This window comes from Caballeronia sp. DA-9, from assembly GCF_051615025.1.
GTDB lineage: Bacteria > Pseudomonadota > Gammaproteobacteria > Burkholderiales > Burkholderiaceae > Caballeronia > Caballeronia sordidicola.
In genome coordinates this window covers 2,477,718-2,500,036 of sequence record NZ_CP195133.1, presented here as the reverse complement: position 1 = coordinate 2,500,036, position 22,319 = coordinate 2,477,718, and the positions used below count along the sequence as shown (strand labels likewise).

Genomic DNA, 22,319 nt, shown 5'->3' with positions numbered 1-22,319 from the left:
TTTATTCCTTCGTGCGCTTCGAGCGCACCGTGAGTTTGTGCTCGTAGTCAGCGCGCGCCGCGCGCACCGCTTCACGCGACGACACTTCGGGCACTGCGACTTCCCACCACCAGCCGCCTTCTTCCGTGGGACGCGCGGGGTCGGTATCGATGCTGACCAGATACGATTTCGTCGATGCCCGCGCACGCTGCATCGCGGCTTCGAGTTCATCAGTATTCGCAACATGCTCCGCGCTTGCGCCCAGCGAACGCGCGTGCATGGCGAAGTCGATGAACGGCGCGCCTTCAGGACCCTGGCGGCAATCGGCTATCAGGTTGTTGAACGGCGCGCCGCCGCACGCTTGCTGCAAGCGGTTGATGCAACCGTAACCACGGTTGTCGAGCAGCACGACGATGATCTTCGCCCCAAGCATGACGGAGGTAGCCAGTTCGCTGTTCATCATCAGATAGCTGCCGTCGCCAACAATCACGATCACTTCGCGCTCAGGCCGCGCGAGTTTCGCACCCAACGCACCGGCAATTTCATAACCCATGCACGAGTAACCGTATTCGACGTGATAACCGCCCGGCGTACTCGTGCGCCAGAGCTTCTGCAAATCGGCAGGCAAGGTTCCCGCCGCGCAAACCACAATGTCATTGGTCGCCGATTGCACGCTCGAACGCTGCACCGCGCCGATCACGTCGGCTTCGCGCGGCAATGTGTTGTCCTGCTGTGGCGCGTTCGTCACATGGTCGACGCTCGCGCGCCAGCTATCGGCGAGTTCGTGCGCGCGTGCGGTCCATGGCGGCGATGTACGCCAGTCATCGAGTGTCGCGCTGAGTGCATCGAGTGCGAGCCTTGCATCGGCTTCCACTGCCAGAGCACCTTGTTTCAGGGCATCAAATGCATTTGCGTTGATGCCGATGATCTGGGCCTGCGTGAACAACGTGTTCGATCCAGTCGTGAAATCCTGCAGGCGAGTGCCAACCGCGAGCACGCAATCGGCGTCGTTTGCCAACGCGTTCGCGGCCTCCGATCCCGTCACGCCGATACCGCCCAGGTTCAGCGGATGATCCCATTCGAGCGCACCCTTTCCGGCCTGGGTTTCGGCGACAGGAATGCCGTGGCGCTCCGAGAAAGAACGCAACGCACCGGTCGCAAGGCCGTAAAGCACGCCGCCGCCGGATACGAGCAAGGGCTTTTTAGCGGCGCGCAATGCAGTGGCGGCGCGTGTGATGTCATCGGCTGCGGGCGCGGGCGCATGGAACGATACCGCGCGCGGCTCGAAGAACGAAGCGGGATAGTCGTACGCCATGGCCTGCACATCTTGAGGCAACGCGAGCGTGACCGGGCCGCACAATGCGGCGTCGGTCAATACGCGGATTGCGCGAGGCAGTGCGCTCAGCAATTGCGCCGGATGCACGATGCGGTCGAAGTAACGCGAGACGGGTTTCAACGTATCGTTCGCGGACACGTTGCCATCGGTGAAATCTTCCACTTGCTGCAGAACGGGATCGGGCGCGCGCGACACGAAGATATCGCCGGGTAGCAACAGCACGGGCAAGCGGTTCACATGCGCCAGCGCGGCAGCCGTCACGAGGTTCGTCGCGCCCGGACCAATGGACGTAGTCACCGCCATCATCCGGCGGCGAAAGTGCGCTTTCGCGTACGCTATGGCGGCGTGTGCCATGGCCTGCTCGTTGTGCGCGCGATAAGTCGGCAAGGTTTCGCGATGGGCATATAACGCCTCGCCCATCCCGGCCACATTGCCATGCCCGAAGATGGCGAAGACGCCGCCGAAGAGCGCTTCGCCATCTTCGGTTTGCTGCGCGGCAAGGTAGCGGACCAGCGCCTGCGCGGCCGTCAAACGGATCGTGCTGTTCATGCTGCCTGCTCCTGCGTGGTGGCTTGCGTGCCCGAGGTGGCGCGCGCTTCTGTCCAGGCATCGATCAGCGTTTCGAACGTACGCCGGACCCGCGCAATGAGTTCGGCATCGTCGATTGCGCCACTAAGCCACGCGTGGCTCGGCTCGTGGAAGATCGTGCGGCCGACGGTAAACCCACGGCATGTCTTCGATAAAGCCGCTGGTTTAAAGCCCTCGCAAAGCTGGTCCACCGCCGCCGACAAACCCAGCAACACCACGCCGCGGCACGCCGGATCACGCTCGGCAATCAGCGCATCGACGGCTTCCCATTGCTTCGCGCTCATGGGTTCGAGCTTCCACCATTCAGGATAGATACCGAGGTTATAGAGCCGCTTCAGGGACCGCAATGCTGTGTCTTCGGCAACAGGCGGACCATTCTTCGGCACGATCACTTCGAGCAGCAGTTCGTGGCCGCTCGCCTGAACCGCGTCGTAAAGCGCGCGAATCTGCGCTTCCTGTTCAAGGCGGATTTCGTGCGGATGGTCAGGGTGATAGTGCACGAGGCACTTCGCAACGTGCTCGCGCGGCCACTCGATCAGCGTGGTTCCAATCGACCGGCCGTGATCGAAGACGAGCGGCATCGATCCCGGCAACTCCACCGGACGCCCGATCCACCAGCCGCGTCCGGTCGCCGCATTCAGCGCGTCCTGACCATAGCGGTCATCGATCAACACGCCGATACGTCCTTCAAGTCCGCGTTCCGTTTCTGTTTGCGCCACGGCTTGCACGAACAAGGCCTTGAGTTCGGCAATGCGGGTTTCATCGGCGCCGGTTTGCTGCGCAAGTTCGAAGAACTGGTTGCGATGATCGAAGGCAAAACCAAGCACTTCGTTCCATTGCTTTCGAGCGGGCGTCACGCGATGCAAACGCGCGAGCGTCGCATCGCGGTCGGGACGGCGCATGCGGATGGGATCGGCGCGGGCGGCATCGAGAAAGTAGGAAAGTTCGGCGGGCGTGGGCATGGCCGGCGCACAGCCGTGACGCGACACGACCAGCGCGCCGCATGCGTTGGCCGTGCGTGCGCACGCCTCCATGGGTTCGTCGCGCAGCCAGCCGGCGAGGAAGCCCGCGGCGAATGCATCGCCCGCACCCAGCACGTTCAGCACTTCGACTTCCACGCCGCCGTGAACGGGTGCGTCGTCTATCGACACGGGAACATCGCTTTCGATGATCGAGCAGCCCATGGGTCCGCGTTTGACGACGAGCGTGGCGTCGGTGACGGAGCGCACGGCGGCAAGTGCATCGATCAGCGTGTCCTTGCCGCCGGCAATCCGGAATTCTTCTTCCGTGCCGATCACGAGATCCATCAAAGGCAGAATGCCTTGCAGATGAGCGGTGACGCCGTCGTTCGCGACAAACCGCGTCTCGCCATCGGCCTTGCCGGTCAGTCCCCACAGCACTGGCCGGTAATCGATATCCAGCACTGTGCGAACCTGATTGCGCCGCGCGTAATCAAGCGCGCGACGGCTCGTGCGGTTGACCTGATCCGTGGAGAAATGCGTACCTGTAATCAACAATGCTTTCGACGAAGCAATGAACGCTTCGTCGAAGTCGTTTTCGTCGACGGCCATATCGGCGCAATCATCGCGATAGAACACGAGCGGAAACGTATCGCGGTCTTCAAGGCCGAGCAGGACCAGTCCCGTCAACCGCTCACGATCGATGCGTAGACGGCTGGTGTCGCATCCCTCGCGTTCCAGCGTTTCGGTGAGAAAGCGGCCCATGTGATCGTTGCCCACGCGCGAGAGCATTGCGGACTTAAGTCCTAGCCGTGCGCATCCGAAAGCAATATTCGCCGACGAGCCGCCAAGATACTTCGCGAAACTCGATACATCTTCAAGCCGCGCGCCGACCTGTTGCGCATAGAGGTCGACCGCGATCCGCCCGAGACACACGACGTCGCGCGTTCGCCCCTGAGCGAATCGCGATCCGGTTGATGAGTGCAATGCCATGTTCGATCCTTGGGAATAGATGAAGTGCGCGAGGGAGCCTGTGTTCAAGCCGGGGCATCTTCCAGTTCACTCATCATCTGCTGCATCTCGGCCCCGCCCGCCATCATGTCGAGGACTTCGTTCTTCGTGATCGTGTCTTTGGTGAACGTGCCCATGGAGCGCCCGCGATTGAGCAGCGTGAACGAATCGCCGATGGGATACGCGTGATGCACGTTGTGCGTGATGAAGATCACGGAGATGCCTTTCGCGCGCGCCGTATGGATCAAGCGCAGTACGTTGAACGATTGCTTCACGCCGAGCGCGGCCGTGGGTTCATCGAGGATCAGCACGCGCGCGCCGAAATGGATCGCCCGCGCGATCGCGAGGCATTGTTTCTCGCCGCCTGACATGGTGCCGATGGGTTGATGCGCATCGCGCACGTTGATGCCCATTTCGGAAAGACGCGCGCTCGATGTCTGCGCCGCCAGATCGAGGTCCATTACGTTCAGGAAACCGAAAAGTTTCTTCTGCGGCTCGCGCCCCATGAAGAAGTTCCGTGCGACCGACAGCAAAGGCACGAGCGCAAGATCCTGATACACGGTTGCAATACCCATATCGAGCGCTTCTTTGGGCGAGCCGAAATGCACTGGCTTTCCATCGACGAGATATTCGCCGGAAGAGGGCGCATGAACGCCCGCGAGCGTCTTGATCAAGGTGGATTTGCCCGCGCCGTTGTCGCCAAGCAGGCAATGCACTTCGCCACGCTTCAAACGCAACGTCACGCCGTTCAGCGCGATCACGCGGCCAAAGAACTTGCTGACATTTTCCAGCGCGAGAATGGTGTCCTGGTCTGCCATGACCGTTCCCCTTATTGAGCCTGTGAAACGCGACGACGCACGTAGTGATTGAACAGCACCGCGATCAGCAGCATCACGCCGAGGAACACGCGGAACCAGTCGGAGCTGACGTTCGTGTACGTAATGCCGATCTGCACCACGCCAAAGATCAGCGCCCCGAAGCACGCGCCGATCACCGATCCGTATCCGCCCGTGAGCAGCGTCCCGCCAATCACCGCCGCGATGATCGCTTCGAATTCCTTTTGCAGGCCGCGATCGGCGGCAGCGGAACCGATGTCGCAGACCTGCAGCACCGCGAACAAACACGAGCAGAACGCGGTGAGCACGAACAACGAAATCTTCACGCGCCGTACCGGTACGCCGACATTCTTCGCTGCGTTTGCATCGCCGCCGACGGCAAGAATCCAGTTGCCGAAACGCGTCTTCGCAAGCACGAACGCGCTCACCGCGGCGAGGCCGAGCCACCACAGGATGACTTTTGGAATGCCGGGCACAAGCGGTTCGCCGCTATCGAGCAACTTGCCGATACCCATATGCCCGAGCCACGCAAAAAATCCATGCAATGCGACGCCATGAAACAGCGTGTTGGCGAGCCAGTCGTTTTGCGCGAGATCGCCAACGCCGGAAATGATCGTGCGATCCGCGAAGAGAATGGAGAGCGCGAGCGTCAAGCCGCGCAAGATAAACAGGAACGCCAGCGTGACGATGAACGAAGGCAGCCGCGTTTTCACCACCAGATACCCGTTCAATGCGCCGAGCAGCATCGAGCAAATGAAGGCGAACAGGATCGCCACCGACAGCGGCCAATGAAAATACACTGATGGAATCGCGACCATCATGCCGGCGAAACCGATCATGGAGCCAATGGACAGATCGAACTCGCCCGCAATCATCAGCAAGCAGGCACCGACTGCAAGCAGGCCGAGATACGCCGCGACTTGCGACCAGTTCATCACGCCGTCGAGGTTGAACATGCCCGAACTGCCGGCGCCCACGCCGAACACAATGAACACGAGCACCGCGCCGGATATCGCGGCGAACTCCGGACGGTTCAACAGGTGGCCGAACCACGATTGACGCCTGACGCGTTCGTCGGCGGGCGTGGCCGTGGCCGGCGCGCTGGCTGAGTCGGCCGCATTGGAAAGGGGAGGAACGTGCTTGCCGGCTATACCCATGATGGCTCCTTGAAGCGCGCGGCCGGCCGCCTGAGAGACTTCGAGCGGCGGCGCGTTGAGAGAAAGCAGTGCTGCGAAACGGCGCAGTCAGGCCGGAGAAGATCTGAAACGCCGCCCGCGATAAATCACCTGTATTGGCCTGCGAATTTCAACACCTTGTCGATGTTGTCCTTCGTGATGAAGCCCGGTCCCGAACGAATATTCTTTGGGCCGTATGAAGGCTGAAGGCCATATGTCGCGAGCCGCGCCTTGAACTTCGGATTGGCTTCGAGGATCTGGCGGATCTTCACCGGATCGGTCGTCTTGTCGTGCTTCACGATCGCCAGCACGGCGACCGGGATATAGCCTTGCAAGTACGGCTGCTGATCGATTGCGAACTGGATCGTGCCGGATTGAATGGCTTTCGCGATGTCATCGGAAAAGTCGAAGGTCGCAAACCAGATCTTCTTTTCCAGACCCATCTGCTGCACGGCTTTCAGCGTGGCCGAAGCAGGCGTCGGTCCGAGCGTCAGGATGGCCTGCGTGTTCGGATGATTACGCAGATAAGCGCTGACTTTCGACTGGATCTCGGTAGGGTCCTGTCCCGAATCGAGCGTCGCCGGTTTGTAATCCACGCCGATGGCATCGGCGAAACCACGGCAGCGATCGAACGACACCACATTGGTCGCGAGATGGTTCACGCACAGGAACGACTTGATGCCCGCAGCTTTCGCCTTCTCGCCGGCCGCGTGCCCCGCGACATATTCAGGCTGGCCAATGTGCATGATCGCGCCAAGCTGCGCACTTTGTTCTTCAGTGCCCGAGTTGATCGTGACAAGTGGAATCTTCTTCGCGGTCACCTTGTTCATCGAACTCTTGAGAACGTCGAAATCCGCGATGGTCGCGATCACGCCATCGTAGTTGCGCGCCGCCGCCTGCTCGATCAACCGCGACATATCGGCGAGATCACCGTTGGGCGGATTGCGGTAATCCGTCTCGACGTTGAAGTCCTCGTCGGCCTGTTTGATGGCGTTCTTGATGGTGTTCCACCACGAGTCGGAGTCCGGCGCGTGGCTGATCAAAACGAAGTGGGCATCAGGAGCCGCATGGGCCGCCTGAGCGCTCAGTGCCGCTGCGCCGCACAAGGCGGCAGCCGCCGCGAGCGCGCGCAGGGCGGCTCGGCCATTGCAAAGTCTCATTGTCTCCACCTATCACGGTTGTTTTTCTGGATGAACATCGGGTGGCGTGCGCTCAACCTTCACGCCCCTTCGCTCACGACCAAGATTAGGACAAGTCTTAACGCTATGCAATAGGAAGTTTAACTACCTGATGTTTGGAAAATTCATTCCATTTGTGACAGGAGATATCTATAATCGGTTGCATCGAATACGGGAAATTCAAAGAGCGCCGCATGAAGGACGACACACAGGAAATGACAACGGACGTCGAAACGGTCGACGAACTCATGCGGCGCATCACCGAGGCTTACGACACGCTCCCGCGCCAGTTGAAGAGTGTGGCGACGTACATGGAACAGCATCGCAGCAACGTGATGATGGATCGCACTGGCGACATTGCGAGCGCGTGCGGCGTGCATCCTTCCGCGGTCGTGCGCTTTGCGCAGCGCTTCGGGTTTTCTGGCTTCTCCGACCTTCAGGCCATCTTCAAGCAGGCGTACACGGGCCAGAACGGCTCGGCGCAAAGCTATCAGCAGCGCATCAGGAAACTTATCGATGAAAAGCCCGGCAAGCTGTCGGGTGGATCGGTCGCGCGGGAATTCATTGCGGCGAGCCAGAACGGCCTGGCCGAACTCGAAGCAGGTCTGGACGACGAACAATTCGAAGCCGCCGTGAAAATGCTGGAGCAAGCGGAGAACATCTATGTGATTGGCGTGCGGCGCTCGTTTCCGGTGGCGAGCTACATTGTCTACGCGCTGCAGCACACGGCCAAGCGCGTGCATCTGGTGTCGGGCTTTGGCGGGATGTATCGGGAACAGATTCGCAGCGTGAAGAAGGGCGACGTGGTGTTCGCCATCAGCTTCGCGCCGTATGGCAAGGAGACGCAGTACTGCGTGCGCGCGGCGCAGCATCACGGCGCCAAGACATTGGTCATTACCGACGGCCAGCTTTCGCCGCTCGCGCGTCACGCGAGCGCGCATTTGTTCGTGAAGGAGGGCAGCGCGTTCGCGTTTCGCTCGCTGACGAGCACGATCTGCCTGTGCCAGGCGCTGTTCATCGCGCTTGCGTACCGGCTTGAACTGAACGTAGAAGAATCAAGGGAGACAGGCGGCTATGACGATTGATGTAGCGGTTTTCGGAGCGGGGCGCATCGGTAAGATCCATGCGGCGAATCTGGCGAAACAGCCGGGCGTGCGGCTGAAATATGTCGTGGATGTGAACAAGGAAGCCGCCGCCGCGCTGGCTGCGCTCCACGGTGCGCAAGTGGCGGACGTGGAAGGCGCGCTCGGCGATGCGTCCATCGGCGCGACCGTGGTCTGTTCGAGCACCGATACCCACGCCGATCTGATCCTGAAATCGGCGGCGCAAAAGAAACACGTGTTCTGCGAAAAGCCCGTCGACCTGACGCTGGAACGTGCGCGCGCTTGCGCCGATGCCGTCGCGAAAGCCGGCGTGGTCTGCATGATCGGCTTCCAGCGCCGCTTCGATCCAACCTTTTCCGCGTTGAAGGCGCGCGTGGACGCGGGCGAAATCGGCGATCCGGAAATGCTGGTGGTCACGAGCCGCGATCCAGGCGCGCCGCCAGTGGATTACATCAGGCATTCGGGCGGCATCTTCAAGGACATGCTGATCCACGACTTCGACATCTTCCGCTGGATGCTCGACGACGAAGCCGACACGCTGCACGCCACCGGAAGCTGCCTGACCGATCCGGCGATTGCCGAAGCGGGCGATATCGACTCGACTGCCGTCACGATCCGCACCAAACGCGGCCGCTTGTGCCAGATCAACACGACCCGGCGCGCGGCGTACGGCTATGACCAGCGCTTCGAATTGCTTGGCAGCAAAGGCATGCTGCAAGCGGGCAATGTCCGCCCGACCGAAGTCACGGCGTATTCGAAGACGGCGGTTTCGAATGACGTCCCCGAAGCGTTTTTCCTCGAGCGTTATCGTGCGGCTTATGCGCTGGAAATTGCGCATTTCTTCGATGCCATCCAGGAAGGCAAGCCGGTCCGCACGACCGTCGCCGATGGCATGAAGGCGCTCGAACTCGCCGATGCCGCCACGCGTTCATGGCGCGAAGGAACCATCATCAAGCTGGGCGCGGCATGAACGCGCCCGTGCGGATTGGCATTGCTGGATTGGGACGGCTCGGACAGCGTCATGCACGCAATCTCGCGTGGCACGTGCCGGGCGCGACGCTTGCCGCCGCGTGCAGTCCGGTCGCGGCCGAGCGTGATTGGGCGGTCGCGAACCTGCCCGAACTCGCGCTGCACGGGGATTACGAATCCATGCTGCAAGACACATCGCTCGATGCCGTCTGGCTCGTCACGCCAACGTCCTTGCACGCCGATCAGATCATCGCGGCGTTGCGGGCCGGCAAGCACGTGTTCTGCGAAAAACCGTTGTCGCTCGATCTGGCGCAGTGCGATCGGGTTATCGAAGAAAGCGCGCGGTTTCCCGAACTTCAGGTGATGATCGGATTCGTGCGCCGCTTCGACGCCAGTTATCGCGACGCCTTCAACAAGATTCGCGAAGGCGCGATCGGCCGGCCGTTCATGGTCCGCTCACAAACCGTCGATAAAAACGATCCCGACGGTTTCTTCGTGCGCTTCGCGCCGACGTCGGGCGGCCTGTTTCTCGATTGCAGCGTGCACGACATCGACCTTGCGCGCTGGATGCTCGGCAATCCGCGCGCCACGCGCGTGTTCGCAAGCGGCACGATCGCCATCCACGAAGGTCTGGCGGCATGCGGGGATATCGACAACGGCGTCGCGGTTTGTGAGTTCGAAGGCGGTTGCATGGCGGTTTTCCATGCATCGCGCACCAGCGCGCACGGCCACGATACCCAGACGGAAGTTGTGGGAACGGGCGGGGCGTTATCGGTGGGCAACAATCCGCGGGTGAATCGCGTGGAGATATTCGACGCCACCGGCATTCGCAACGAATGCACGCCGACGTTCTTCGAGCGCTTCGAACACGCGTTCCTGAATGAGGCGGAAGCATTCGTGGCGTCGCTCAACGGCGGCCCGGCGACGGGTCTCACGCTCGCAGACGCGCGGGAAGCGACACGCATAGGCATCGCCATGAGGGAATCCCTGGCCCGGGGACAAGCGGTGAATTTTTAGGCACTGGGGTAAAATCGAACTCTTACAAAAGCAAGTTCGAACAAGGCTCATTCGATGGAAGTGCACAAGGAAGTCGACGCGCGCGGGCTCATGTGTCCGCTGCCCATCCTGCGGGCAAAGAAGGCGCTGGCCGACATGCAAAGCGGTCAGATATTGAAGGTCCTCGCGACCGATCCTGGTTCCCAGCGCGACTTCGCCGCGTTTTCGAAGCAGACGGGCAATGAACTGGTGGAATCCACGTCGCACGACAAGGTCTTCACCTTCCTGATGCGGCGGCGCTGACCGGCGCGGCGGAATAAAAAAATGCCCATGATGAAAAATCATGGGCATTTTTGTTTTCCAGGCGCCATGACGGCGCCTGAAGCAGTTCTTACCCGACCAGGTGCGGCGAGCGCGTGTTCAGATATTCCTGGAAGTCAGCCGCGACTTCCGGGTGACGCAACGCAAATTCCACGGTCGCTTTCAGATATCCCAGCTTGCTGCCGCAGTCAAAACGCGTGCCGTGATATTTGTACGCGAGCACTTGTTCGTCGGCGAGCAGAGACTGAATGGCGTCCGTGAGTTGCAATTCGCCGCCAGCGCCCGGCTTCAACGCGCGAATATGATCGAAAACACGCGGCTTCAGCACATAGCGGCCGACCACGCCGAGATTGGACGGCGCCACGGCGGGTTCCGGCTTTTCCACAATGCCCGACAACTTGAAAATGTTGTCTTCCCACTCTTTCCCGTCGATAACACCATACGACTTCGAGTCCTGAGCCGGGATCTCTTCCACGCCGATTACCGAGCTGTGATAGTGATCGAACACCTCGATCATCTGCGTCATGACGGGCGGCGTGCCGTACAACAAGTCATCGGCCAGGATGACGGCGAACGGGTTGTCGCCCACCAGCTTTTCCGCGCACAGCACCGCGTGGCCGAGGCCGAGCGCTTCTGCCTGACGCACGTAGAAACAGTCCACGTGGCTTGGCTTGATGCTGCGAACGAGGTCGAGCAGTTTTTGCTTGCCGCGCGCTTCCAGTTCGGCTTCGATCTCATACGATTTGTCGAAGTGATCTTCGATGGCGCGCTTGCTGCGCCCGGTCACGAAAATCATTTCCGTGATGCCGGCCGCCATGGCTTCTTCCACCGCGTATTGAATCAGCGGCTTGTCGACGACGGGCAGCATTTCCTTCGGGCTGGCCTTGGTCGCGGGGAGGAACCGGGTACCGAGACCCGCAACCGGGAAAACCGCTTTCGTAACTTTTAGCATTTGATGACCCTGATCCTCTTATCGTGTTTAAACGTCAAGCCTGAAATTCGTGGGCTGGCAAGCCAATGCCATGATGCAGGTTGAGGCGTTGATAAAAAAGTGCGACGAGATTAATTCTTCACGCGTCGAAGTGCACTTTGCTATAGACGAAACAAGTCGTGGGTAAGTTTCCAGTCGTGCCACCGCGTTGAAACATCAGGCCGGCAAGCGTGAAAGCTGCGCTTTCAGCTTGTCAGCCGTCGACTCGAATTCAGCCAGCCGCTTGCGTTCCTGTTCAACCACGGCGGCCGGCGCGCGGGCCACAAAACTCTCGTTTTCCAGCTTCACACGGGCACGACCGATTTCCTGCGTCAAGCGGTCCACTTCCTTCGTGAGCCGTTCGCGTTCAGCAGCGACATCGATTTCGACCTTCAGCACCAGCTTGTTCGATCCTACGATAGCAACTGGCGCGCCACTTGCCTCTGCGTCGAGCGCGGTTTCGTCGGCGATGATCTTTACCTCCGACAAACGCGCCAGCGCCTGAATATAAGGCGCGAAGGATTTCAACTGCGCCTCGTCGCCCGTTGCCAGCAGCGGCACCTTCACCGCCGGCGACAAATTCATTTCGCCGCGCAGATTACGACATGCATCGATCACTGCTTTCAGTTCGGCCGCCCACTGTTCTGACGAATCATCGATTTTCGATGGCTGCGCCTGCGGATAGCGCTGGATCATGATCGATGTCGCCTCGCCGCCATTGGCGTGCTGCGAATACAGGTCGGTCAGCGGCGCGACCTTTTGCCACAAGGCTTCCGTGATGAACGGAATGATCGGATGCGCGAGGCGCAGCACGGTTTCCAGCACGCGCAGCAAGGTGCGGCGCGTCGCGCGCTGCTGCTCGGGCGCGCCGTTCTGAATCTGCACTTTCGCCAGTTCCAGATACCAGTCGCAGTACTCGTCCCAAACGAATTTGTAGATCGCGCTCGCTACATTATCAAACCGGTAATCCGCAAAACCTTTCTCGACTTCGGCTTCCACGCGCTGCAACAGCGACACGATCCAGAAGTCCGCCTGGGAAAAATACAGGTAGCCGCCGGGACCGCAATCGCCTGCTTCGCATTCTTCCGGCTTGCCGAAACCACAATCGTGGCCTTCGGTATTCATCAGGACAAAGCGTGTAGCGTTCCAGAGTTTGTTGCAAAAATTACGATACCCCTCGCACCTTGCCAGATCAAAATTCACGTTGCGACCGAGTGTAGCCATCGACGCCATGGTGAAGCGCAAGGCATCCGTGCCATACGGCTGAATTCCGTTCGGGAATTCCTTGCGGGTCTTTTTCTCGATCTTTTCGGCTTGCTTCGGGTTCATCAGACCCGTAATACGCTTGGCGACGAGCGTTTCCAGATCGATTCCATCGACTATGTCGATAGGGTCGAGCGTGTTGCCCTTGCTCTTCGACATCTTCTGGCCTTCCGCATCGCGCACGAGGCCGTGCACGTAGACCGTGCCGAACGGGACCTTACCGGTGAAATGCGTGGTCATCATGACCATGCGGGCGACCCAGAAGAAGATGATGTCGAAACCCGTGACAAGCACCGACGAAGGCAGGAAATGCTTCAGTTCCGGCGTCTCGTCCGGCCATCCCAGCGACGAAAACGGCACCAAGGCGGACGAAAACCACGTGTCGAGCACGTCGTCGTCCCGTTTGAGCGCGCCCACATAGCCTTTTTCGATGGCTTCCGCACGGGCTTCGGCTTCCGTCTTCGCCACGAAAATCTCGCCGTTCTCACCGTACCACGCGGGGATCTGATGGCCCCACCAGAGTTGGCGGGAGATACACCAGTCCTGGATATTTTCGAGCCACTGGTAATACGTGGTCGACCAGTTTTCCGGCACGAACTTTATTTCGCCGTTGCGCACGACGTCGAGCGCCGTTTCCGCAATCGATTTACCCGGATGGAACGTGCCTTCGGGCGCCGGCTTGCTCATGGCGACGAACCACTGGTCCGTCAGCATGGGTTCGATCACCACGCTCGTGCGGTCGCCGCGCGGCACCATCAGCGTGTGTGGCTTGACGGATTCGAGCAGGCCGAGCGCTTCCAGGTCGGCTACGACCTGCTTGCGGGCGTCGAACCGGTCCAGGCCGCGATATTTTTCGGGCGCGTTGCCGTTGATTTTCGCGTCGAGCGTGAGGATCTCGATCATCGGCAGCTTGTGGCGCAAGCCGACCTGATAGTCGTTGAAATCGTGCGCCGGGGTGACCTTGACCACGCCGGTTCCGAATTCGCGATCCACATAATCGTCGGCGATCACGGGGATTTCGCGATCCGAGAGCGGCAGCATTACGGTCTTGCCGATCAGGTGCGCGTAACGCTCGTCTTCCGGGTGGACCATCACGGCTGTGTCGCCGAGCATGGTTTCCGGCCGGGTGGTCGCGACCGTCACGTGACCCGAGCCGTCCGGCAACGGATAGTTGATATGCCACAGATTGCCGGCTTCCTCCTCGCTGACCACTTCGAGGTCCGACACGGCCGTGCCCAGTACCGGATCCCAGTTCACCAGGCGCTTTCCGCGATAGATCAGGCCCTGCTTGTAGAGCGTCACGAAAACATCCTGCACGGCTGTCGACATTTTGTCGTCCATCGTGAAGTATTCCCGCGACCAGTCGATGGAGGCGCCGAGGCGCCGGACCTGTCCTGTAATGGTCGAGCCCGATTGCTGTTTCCATTCCCAGACGCGTTTCAGGAATTCCTCGCGGCCCAGGTCGTGGCGTGAAATGCCTTTTGCGTCGAGTTGGCGCTCGACCACGATCTGGGTCGCGATGCCCGCGTGGTCCGTGCCGGGCAGCCACATGGTGTTTTCGCCGAGCATGCGGTGATAGCGCGTGAGGCTGTCCATGATGGTCTGGTTGAACGCGTGACCCATGTGCAGCGTGCCGGTGACGTTGGGCGGCGGAAGCTGGATCGAGAAGTCTTTTTTTCCCTCTTCGAGGGTGGGCGCGGAGTAGCCGCGCTTTTCCCATTCCGGTCCCCAGTGGGATTCGATGTTTTGGGGCTCGAAACTCTTCGCAAGCGTGTTGTCACTCATGGGGTGGGTTCTGCCGAAAATTGCGTGTAAAAAGAAGCGGGGATCGGGGGATTATAAGGGGAGGACGGGGGCGGGGTGGCTGGTGGTCGGGTCCTGCTTTTTGCGCCTACGCGCGGTCCCTGTTTGTTGTTCCTCTTTAGCACTGTTAGCCACTGTCCGTGGCGGGACTTCATTTCTTTTTCCAACGGCGAAAAAGAAACGAAGCAAAGAAAACGCCTTCCAACCGCTAATTCTTAAGGAGACCAAGCGTGCACGCAGATCTGCTTGGGACTTCAAAAGAACCCTCGACGCCATAACCAACAACACCTGAAACCCTCCCCCTCCGAACCCCTACATCCACACGCTTCGCCACTAGCGCTCTCGGGCAAGCACACAACTCCACAAGAACCGCCACGGCCAAACACCGCGTTTGCGTGCAAGCACGCAAACCGGCGCGCGGCGTGCGCCGCGCTTTTCTGTTTAACGGCTACTCACACTGGTGGCGAAGCGTGTGGGTATCGGTGAACGGAGCGGGAGGGTTTCAACTGTCCGGGGTTTTATGCTGGGCGTTCTTTTGAAGTCCCAAGCAGATGTACGTGCACGCTTGGTCTCCTTAAGAATTAGCGGTTGTAAGGCGTTTTCTTTGCTTCGTTTCTTTTTCGCCGTTGGAAAAAGAAATGAAGTCCCGCCACGGACAGTGGCCAACAGTGCTAAAGAGGACCAACGAACAGGGAACGCGCGCAGGCGCAAATAGCAGGCCCCCAACCCCCAAGTGCCAACGCCCACCCCCTCTAAATCGTATAATACCCGTCCTACCGGAACCCCTCGCCCATGCCTGATCTGCTTGCCAATCTAAACCCCGAACAACTCGCCGCCGTCACGCTGCCCAACGAACCGGCGCTCATCCTGGCGGGCGCGGGCAGCGGCAAGACGCGCGTCCTGATCACGCGCATCGCGTGGCTGATCCAGCAGGGCTATGCATCCCCTCAAACCATCCTCGCCGTCACCTTCACGAACAAGGCTGCAAAAGAGATGATGGCGCGGCTGACGGCCATGATGCCCATCGATACCCGCGGCATGTGGATCGGCACCTTCCACGGCCTGTGCAACCGCATGCTGCGCGCGCATTTCCGCGACGCCGGCCTGCCTCAAGCATTCCAGATCCTCGATACGGCAGACCAGCTCTCGGCCATCAAGCGGCTGATGAAGGGCCTGAACATCGACGACGAAAAATATCCGGCCAAAAATCTCCAATACTTCATCAACAACGCAAAGGAACAAGGGCTGCGCCCGAAAGACGTCGACGCCACCGATGCCTTCAACATGAAGTTCGTCGAACTCTACGCGGCGTACGAGCAGCAATGCCAGCGCGAAGGCGTCGTGGATTTTCCCGAACTCCTGCTGCGCTGCTACGAACTCCTCGCCCATAATCCGCCGCTGCGCGCGCATTACCAGGCGCGCTTTCGCAACATCCTCGTGGACGAGTTCCAGGACACGAACAAGCTGCAATACGCGTGGCTCAAGATCCTCGCGGGCGAGCACAACGCCATCTTCGCCGTGGGCGACGACGACCAGTCCATCTACGCATTCCGTGGCGCGAACGTCGGCAACATGCACGACTTCGAGCGCGAGTTCCACGTACGCAACATGATCAAGCTGGAGCAGAACTATCGCTCGCACGGCCATATTCTCGATACCGCCAACTTCCTGATCGCGAAGAATTCTCGACGCCTCGGCAAGAACCTGCGCACCGACGCCGGCCACGGCGAACCCGTGCGCGTGTACGAAGCCGCGACCGATACGCAGGAGGCCGGCTGGATTGTCGAGGAGATCAAGGCGCTGATTCATGCGGGCGCGGCGCGCGGCGAAATCGCGATCCTGTACAGAAGCAACGCGCAGTCGCGTACCATCGAACATACGCTGGTGAACGCGGGCATTGCGTATCGCGTGTACGGCGGCTTGCGGTTCTTCGAACGCCAGGAAGTGAAGCACGCGCTCGCGTACCTGCGCCTGATCGATAACCCCAACGACGACACCGCTTTCTCCCGCGTCGTGAATTTCCCGACGCGCGGGATCGGTGCAAGATCGATCGAGCAACTCGCCGATGCTGCGCGCCTCTACAACTGTTCAATGGCCGCCGCCGTGCCTTATGTGGCCGGCAAGGCCGGTTCGAGCCTCGCGAATTTCGCGCAGTTGATCGGCAAGATGCGCGCGGAAACGCAGCATATGAGCTTGCCCGAGACGGTCGAATACGTGGTGCGCGCAAGCGGTCTCGCGACGCACTACGAGAACGAACGCGAAGGCCAGGACCGGCTCGAGAATCTGCAGGAAGTCGTGAACGCGGCGGCCGCGTTCGTGCAGGAGGAAGGCTATGGGCTCGATACCCCGGCGCGTTCCATCCCGCTGCGCCCGGGCGCGACAAACGCGCCCGAAATCGGTGTGGCGACGGACGATCCGGCCGTCGATGTACTCGATCCCGAAAGTCCCGCCGATCCCGCGCAAAACCCCGACACCATGACGCCGCTGGCGGGTTTCCTGTCGCACGCTTCGCTCGAGGCCGGCGACAATCAGGCGCAGGCCGGCCAGGACGCTGTGCAATTGATGACGGTGCATGCGGCAAAGGGGCTCGAGTTCATGGCCGTGTTCATCACAGGGCTGGAAGAGGGATTGTTTCCGCACGAAAACAGCGCGCAGGAAAGCGACGGACTGGAAGAGGAGCGGCGTCTCGCATACGTGGCGATCACGCGGGCGAAGGAGCGCTTGTATCTCTCGTTCGCGCAGAGCCGGATGCTGCACGGCCAGACGCGCTACAACATCCGCTCCCGTTTCTTCGATGAACTCCCGGAAGAATCGCTCAAATGGCTCACCCCCAAAGTGGAGGCGGGCGCGCGCTGGGGCGGCCGGGCCGATAACGCCGGCTGGGGCCGCGACTGGTTTGCGCGCCCAGGGCAGGAGCGCGGCGAACGCGCGGCCTATACAGACCCGGATGCAGGCAAGCCGTTGCCCGCGTTCGCCAACAACCAGCGCGCCGCCGATACCGGTTTCAAGATCGGCCAGCCGGTGTTTCACAACAAGTTCGGCGAAGGGACGGTGATCGCGCTGGAAGGAGCGGGCACGGACGCGAAGGCTCAAGTCCGCTTCAAACGTCACGGCGAAAAATGGCTCGCGCTGGCGGTCGCGAAATTGCAGGCGGTTGAATGACGTTGGGCGTGGGTCTGCTCGGCATCATGGCCGCGTTGCCGCAGGAACTGGGCGATCTTGTCGATGCAATGCGTCTTGCCGGAAATGTTCGCACCGAAACCATCGGCCTGCGTGAATATCATGTCGGCACCGCGCATGGCGTGCCTTGCGTGGCGACACTCGCGCGCGTGGGCAAGGTCGCGGCGGCCACCTCGGCGAGTGCGCTAATCCACGTGTTCGGTGTCGAGGCAATCGTCTTTACCGGGGTTGCGGGCGGCGTCCGGAAAGATGTGCGCGTCGGCGATATCGTGATCGGCGACACGCTGATGCAGCACGACCTGGATGCATCGCCGCTCTTTCCGCGCTTTGAAGTGCCGTTGCTCGGCATGGCGCGGTTTGCCGCGAATGCCGCCTTGAGCGAAGCGCTCGCCAACGCCTGCACTGCTTTTCTCGCCGATGAACACGCGGCGCTGGAAGCGCGTTTCGGCGTTCATCCGCCGCGTTTGCATCGCGGGATGATTGTGAGCGGCGATCGGTTTGTATCGAGTCACGCGGAAGTGAATGCGCTGCGCGTCGCATTGCCCGAGGCGCTTGCGGTCGAAATGGAAGGCGCCGCAATCGCTCAGATTTGCTACGAGCACGAGGTGCCGTGCGCGGTGGTACGCACCGTCTCCGATACCGCCGACGCCGAAGCGCCTGAATCGTTCCTTGAGTTTCTGCACGCGCTAGGAGGCGCGTATTCGTCAGGAATATTACGGCGATTTTTAGCTGCGAAAGCGTGATCGCTGCGGCGAATCCTATTTTTGCTTTGCGGCCACGGCTCGACCTTACGTGCCTCCTACCCGCTTTTCAGCAATAAATCCCCACATCACTTCTGTCCGGTCCTGCCCCAAAAATCCTGCTTGTAAGTGAGAATGATTCGCAATTACAATAAGCCGGACGAGAGGAGGTCCACTTTGACCCAAACGACGCCCAATCAATCGCCCGGCTTGCTGCCTGACGTGTCTTCTGATTCAGCCCGGGCACAGCAGGCCGTATCCACGAACGCCGCGCGCGTGATAGAGACAACCCGCCGTGCGTGGCTCGGCAACGCAACGCTGCAGATTGCAGATCCTGCCAAGCAAGCCCGCCGGCCCAAATTTCCGCGCCGGCCGATGGTGGCCAATCTGGCTTTAGTCATGAACTTCTGGAGCACGAGACCGCTGTGATCGCCATCCAATCCCAATCCGCTTCATTGGCACTACCCGCAGCACCACCGGCATGCGCACCGGCAACGGAAACGCTTATTCCTTCCGATGTCCCCAAGCAGCGCATGCACGACGCCAGCCGTTTCCCACTAGTACGCCTGCGCACGCGCGCGATGCAACCCGGCTACGCCTTTGCGTGGGGCGCGGAAATGCAGCGCCTGCTCGCGCTGAAGGCGCCGTTCGTGATCGTCGCGCACTACAGCGCCGACGAACCCGCCGACGACCTGCGCGTTCGCTCCGCCTGGCTGCGATCGAACCGGGTGGCCTTCGCGGCATATTGCCGTGGACTGATCGTGATCGAGCCGCGCATTGAAGCGCGGGCATCGACACGGGAAGCCGTGCGCGGTATGTGCGAAGGCAGCGGTTTGCGCATGGTCGTGGTTTCCGGCATGCGCGTGGCCAACGAACTGGCGCCCGTGCTGCTCAAGCACTCCGGCACAGACCTTTCCACGCCGTCTTCCATCAGTAAATCCCGTCGGCAGATGCCTTGAAGCCGGGGCGAGTCAGGGCCGTCCCCCTCTAGCACGGCCCCACTGGCTGAACTATGCTCAGGAGCAATTCGCTGCGTCCGGGTCGTTCTTGAACGATCCGGACGCGATGATTCCGCTACCCGACAGAGGTTCGAATGCCGACTTATCGTGAAGCTCATCGCCGGTCGATCGAAGATCCGGAATCGTTCTGGGGCGAACAGGCGCAACGTATCCATTGGGAAACGCCGTTCGTCCAGGTGCTCGATCGCAGCAACCCGCCGTTCGCGCGGTGGTTTGTGGGCGGCAAGACCAATCTCTGCTACAACGCCGTCGACCGTCATCTCGCCTTGCGTGCTCAGCAAAACGCGCTGGTGTATGTATCGACGGAAACGGGCATCGAGCGGCGCTATACGTACGCCGAACTGCACGCCGAAGTGAATCGCATGGCCGCCGTGATGCGCTCCCTCGGCGTGAAACAGGGCGAGCGCGTGCTGATCTACTTGCCGATGATCCCCGAAGCCCTGTTCGCCATGCTCGCGTGCGCGCGGCTCGGCGCGGTCCACTCGGTCGTGTTCGGCGGCTTTGCGGCGCCGAGCCTGGCGGCGCGCATCGATGACGCCGCGCCTGTCCTGATCGTCACCGCCGACGCCGGCGCGCGGGCCGGCAGGGTGATCGACTACACGCCGCTCGTGGATGAAGCACTCGCGCGCGCTGCGCACAAGGTGGCGAACGTGCTGCTGATCGACCGTCAACTTGCGCCCGAGCGCTTGCAGGCGCCGTATCTGGTCGACTACGAGCCGTTGCGCGAACAATTTTTCGCGGCGCACGTTCCATGCGTCTGGCTCGAATCGAATGAGCCTTCTTATGTGCTGTATACCTCGGGTACGACCGGCAAGCCGAAAGGCGTGCAACGCGATGTTGGCGGATATGCGGTGGCGCTGGCGGCTTCGATGGAACACATCTTCCAGGGCAAACCCGGCGACACCATGTGGACCGCGTCCGACGTGGGCTGGGTGGTCGGGCACAGCTACATCATCTATGCGCCGCTGATTGCCGGGCTGACCACGGTCATGTACGAAGGCACGCCCATTCGTCCCGACGGCGGCATCTGGTGGCGCATCATCGAACAGCACAGGATCAACCTGATGTTCACCGCGCCGACCGCGCTGCGCGTGCTCAAGAAACAGGATCCGAAGCTGATGGAGCAGGCGGATCTGTCGAGTTTGCGTACGCTCTTTCTGGCCGGCGAACCGCTGGACGAACCCACCGCGCAATGGATCCAGGGCGCGCTGAAAAAGCCGGTCGTCGATAATTACTGGCAAACCGAAACTGGCTGGCCGATGATCGCCATCCCCCGCGGCATTGAACCGTTGCCGCCCAAGCTGGGCTCGCCCGGCGTGCCCTCGATGGGATTTGCCCTGACCGTGCGCAACGAAGCAACCGGCGAGATTTGCGCCGCGGGCGAGAAGGGCGTGATCGCGCTTGATTATCCATTGCCGCCGGGCTGCATGCAGACCGTCTGGGGCGACGATTCGCGGTTTATCAAGACATACTGGCAGAGCATTCCCGGACATCAGTTGTATTCGACCTTCGACTGGGGCGTTGCGGATGAAGACGGTTACGTCTCCATTCTCGGGCGCACGGACGACGTGATCAACGTGGCGGGACACAGGCTGGGTACGCGCGAAATAGAGGAAGCGATCAGCAGTCATCGGGCGGTGGCCGAGGTGGCTGTGGTCGGTGTCTCCGATCCGGTCAAGGGCCAGGTTGCGCTGGCGTTTGTTGTATTGCGCGATGCACAGGCGCTTGACGACGCGGGCGCGCGCGAAGCACTGGAAGCGGAACTCGCGCGCAGCGTGGATTCGCAGTTGGGAGCGATTGCCCGTCCTGCCCGCGTGCATTTCCTTGCGATGCTGCCCAAGACGCGTTCGGGCAAACTGCTGCGCCGTGCGATTGCCGCGCTGGCTGAAGGACGCGATCCGGGCGATCTTCCAATGATTGAAGACGCTGGGGCGCTGGCGCAGGTGAAAGAGGCGTTGACGCGTTGATTGATCGGTTCTGGCAAACAGCAACTTACTGCATGAACACTTCAATGGCGGGATCCGGGTGCGCCGCCCCGGATCGCGCAAGGTCGGTCAGCGAACCAGCTTTTGCAGCGCCGACTGTGTCTTCGGCAATCCGTGCACCGCCTCTTTAGCCAAGTTGATTTGCATGGTTGTAGCAGCAACTTCGTGCACCGCCTGCTCGAGTTGATACGTTCCCCGGGCGTCAAGCCAGTCCAGTATTTCCGCCAGATGCCAGACCGCCGCGCTGCCTTCGTGAACCGGTGCGGGAAAGGTGGAAGGGTTCGCGAGCATCAGCTTGCGCATGTTCTGGCGCGTGACGCCAATAGTATCGGCGACGTCTGTCAGGCCAACAAAATCTGGTGATGCTTCCACCAGCGCAGCCGTCGGAATGGCTGACTTGACGTCCTTCAATGCACTCATTAATGCGGCTTCCGCGCTGTCTGCTTCCCGCGTGAATGCGAGCGCAATGCGGCGAGGTTGTCCCACGCCGATCAGCGCGTCGTCGCACCCGGCGGCGCCGAGACGGCCGATCAATTCCTCGTGATCGCAGTCACTTTCCGAGAGCCGGTACTTCAATGTGAACGTGTATTCCATGGCATCAATTTAATTAAGACCGCTGATTGTTGGGAAACCTTTTCGGCGTGAAACGCGCAGTTGTCCACAACGCGTTTGATGGCGCGTGCATGGTTGACCGCATTTTTGGGTGTGCTCCACACACTGGTTATACAAAACTCGCCGCAGCGGCAAGCGGCTTCATTGAATGGACAATAAATCCGTCCCCAAGCGCGGCTCCCGCCTTGTTCAACGCGCCACCCGTGTGTTTCAGCGTGTTGCAGTGCTTCTTCAATTTCCTTTTTCTGATGCTTTGAACGAGTCATCCTTAGCTCCATAGTAGAAGCGCCACCCAA

The 22,319-nt window shown here is 60.7% G+C and carries 18 protein-coding genes; 9 read left to right on the top strand and 9 right to left on the bottom strand.

Translation table 11 applies throughout. The features are described from left to right. Window position 1 precedes the first annotated feature (1 nt). The 5 genes from iolD to ACRWA7_RS27680 form a co-directional block, all read right to left on the bottom strand. The gene (iolD, locus tag ACRWA7_RS27700) at window positions 2–1,864 is read right to left on the bottom strand and encodes a 3D-(3,5/4)-trihydroxycyclohexane-1,2-dione acylhydrolase (decyclizing) (RefSeq protein WP_438393534.1); all 1,863 of its coding nucleotides are present in this window, start codon (window positions 1,862–1,864) and stop codon (window positions 2–4) included. After that, window positions 1,861–3,855: a bifunctional 5-dehydro-2-deoxygluconokinase/5-dehydro-2-deoxyphosphogluconate aldolase gene (locus ACRWA7_RS27695; protein ID WP_438393532.1), complete on the bottom strand. Its 1,995-nt coding sequence runs from the start codon at window positions 3,853–3,855 to the stop codon at window positions 1,861–1,863. The genes iolD and ACRWA7_RS27695 overlap by 4 nt, the downstream gene beginning before the upstream one ends. A 44-nt stretch (window positions 3,856–3,899) precedes the next feature. Further along, window positions 3,900–4,691: an ATP-binding cassette domain-containing protein gene (locus tag ACRWA7_RS27690; protein WP_060819706.1), complete on the bottom strand. Its 792-nt coding sequence runs from the start codon at window positions 4,689–4,691 to the stop codon at window positions 3,900–3,902. A gap of 11 nt (window positions 4,692–4,702) precedes the next feature. Continuing rightward, window positions 4,703–5,866, bottom strand: a complete 1,164-nt coding sequence (locus ACRWA7_RS27685; RefSeq protein WP_438393530.1) for an ABC transporter permease — start codon at window positions 5,864–5,866, stop codon at window positions 4,703–4,705. Window positions 5,867–5,991: 125 nt separating this feature from the next. Next, complete coding sequence (locus tag ACRWA7_RS27680) at window positions 5,992–7,044, bottom strand: sugar ABC transporter substrate-binding protein (RefSeq protein ID WP_060819704.1); 1,053 nt, start codon at window positions 7,042–7,044, stop codon at window positions 5,992–5,994. A 212-nt stretch (window positions 7,045–7,256) separates the two neighbouring features. Between ACRWA7_RS27680 and ACRWA7_RS27675 the strand changes: the two genes are divergently transcribed. Genes ACRWA7_RS27675 through ACRWA7_RS27660 form a run of 4 tightly spaced genes read left to right on the top strand, consistent with a single transcriptional unit; the run spans window position 7,257 to window position 10,433 of the window. Beyond that, window positions 7,257–8,147, top strand: a complete 891-nt coding sequence (locus tag ACRWA7_RS27675; protein WP_438393528.1) for a MurR/RpiR family transcriptional regulator — start codon at window positions 7,257–7,259, stop codon at window positions 8,145–8,147. After that, on the top strand, window positions 8,137–9,135 hold the full coding sequence (gene iolG, locus ACRWA7_RS27670; RefSeq protein ID WP_438393526.1) for an inositol 2-dehydrogenase: 999 nt from the start codon (window positions 8,137–8,139) through the stop codon (window positions 9,133–9,135). Before ACRWA7_RS27675 ends, iolG begins: the two co-directional genes overlap by 11 nt. Next, window positions 9,132–10,151, top strand: a complete 1,020-nt coding sequence (locus ACRWA7_RS27665; protein WP_438393524.1) for a Gfo/Idh/MocA family protein — start codon at window positions 9,132–9,134, stop codon at window positions 10,149–10,151. The genes iolG and ACRWA7_RS27665 overlap by 4 nt, the downstream gene beginning before the upstream one ends. Before the next feature lie 54 nt (window positions 10,152–10,205). Next, window positions 10,206–10,433: a sulfurtransferase TusA family protein gene (locus ACRWA7_RS27660; protein ID WP_060819699.1), complete on the top strand. Its 228-nt coding sequence runs from the start codon at window positions 10,206–10,208 to the stop codon at window positions 10,431–10,433. A gap of 88 nt (window positions 10,434–10,521) precedes the next feature. Here the strand turns inward: ACRWA7_RS27660 and galU are convergent, their stop codons facing one another. Then, window positions 10,522–11,403 carry a UTP--glucose-1-phosphate uridylyltransferase GalU gene (gene galU, locus ACRWA7_RS27655; RefSeq protein ID WP_060819697.1) on the bottom strand — a complete coding sequence of 294 codons (882 nt, stop codon included), beginning with the start codon at window positions 11,401–11,403 and terminating at the stop codon, window positions 10,522–10,524. A gap of 195 nt (window positions 11,404–11,598) precedes the next feature. Continuing rightward, window positions 11,599–14,469: a valine--tRNA ligase gene (locus ACRWA7_RS27650; protein WP_438393522.1), complete on the bottom strand. Its 2,871-nt coding sequence runs from the start codon at window positions 14,467–14,469 to the stop codon at window positions 11,599–11,601. An 810-nt stretch (window positions 14,470–15,279) separates the two neighbouring features. Here ACRWA7_RS27650 and ACRWA7_RS27645 point away from each other — a divergent pair. The 5 genes from ACRWA7_RS27645 to ACRWA7_RS27625 all read left to right on the top strand — a co-directional run bounded on the left by ACRWA7_RS27645 (window position 15,280) and on the right by ACRWA7_RS27625 (window position 21,393). Further along, entirely contained in the window at window positions 15,280–17,649 is a 2,370-nt protein-coding gene (locus ACRWA7_RS27645) for a UvrD-helicase domain-containing protein (RefSeq protein ID WP_060858474.1), read from the top strand. Then, the gene (locus tag ACRWA7_RS27640) at window positions 17,646–18,410 is read left to right on the top strand and encodes a 5'-methylthioadenosine/adenosylhomocysteine nucleosidase (protein WP_438393520.1); all 765 of its coding nucleotides are present in this window, start codon (window positions 17,646–17,648) and stop codon (window positions 18,408–18,410) included. The genes ACRWA7_RS27645 and ACRWA7_RS27640 overlap by 4 nt, the downstream gene beginning before the upstream one ends. A 174-nt stretch (window positions 18,411–18,584) precedes the next feature. After that, window positions 18,585–18,836, top strand: a complete 252-nt coding sequence (locus ACRWA7_RS27635; RefSeq protein WP_060858476.1) for a hypothetical protein — start codon at window positions 18,585–18,587, stop codon at window positions 18,834–18,836. A gap of 104 nt (window positions 18,837–18,940) precedes the next feature. Beyond that, window positions 18,941–19,366, top strand: coding sequence for a hypothetical protein (locus tag ACRWA7_RS27630; RefSeq protein WP_438393517.1), 426 nt, complete (start codon window positions 18,941–18,943; stop codon window positions 19,364–19,366). A 134-nt stretch (window positions 19,367–19,500) separates the two neighbouring features. Beyond that, entirely contained in the window at window positions 19,501–21,393 is a 1,893-nt protein-coding gene (locus tag ACRWA7_RS27625; protein ID WP_438393515.1) for a propionate--CoA ligase, read from the top strand. Between the two features lie 87 nt (window positions 21,394–21,480). Here ACRWA7_RS27625 and ACRWA7_RS27620 read toward each other — a convergent pair whose 3' ends face one another. Both ACRWA7_RS27620 and ACRWA7_RS27615 read right to left on the bottom strand, forming a co-directional pair. Beyond that, the gene (locus ACRWA7_RS27620) at window positions 21,481–22,005 is read right to left on the bottom strand and encodes a helix-turn-helix transcriptional regulator (protein ID WP_438393514.1); all 525 of its coding nucleotides are present in this window, start codon (window positions 22,003–22,005) and stop codon (window positions 21,481–21,483) included. Next, entirely contained in the window at window positions 21,984–22,289 is a 306-nt protein-coding gene (locus ACRWA7_RS27615; RefSeq protein WP_438393513.1) for a hypothetical protein, read from the bottom strand. Before ACRWA7_RS27615 ends, ACRWA7_RS27620 begins: the two co-directional genes overlap by 22 nt. Window positions 22,290–22,319 lie beyond the last annotated feature (30 nt).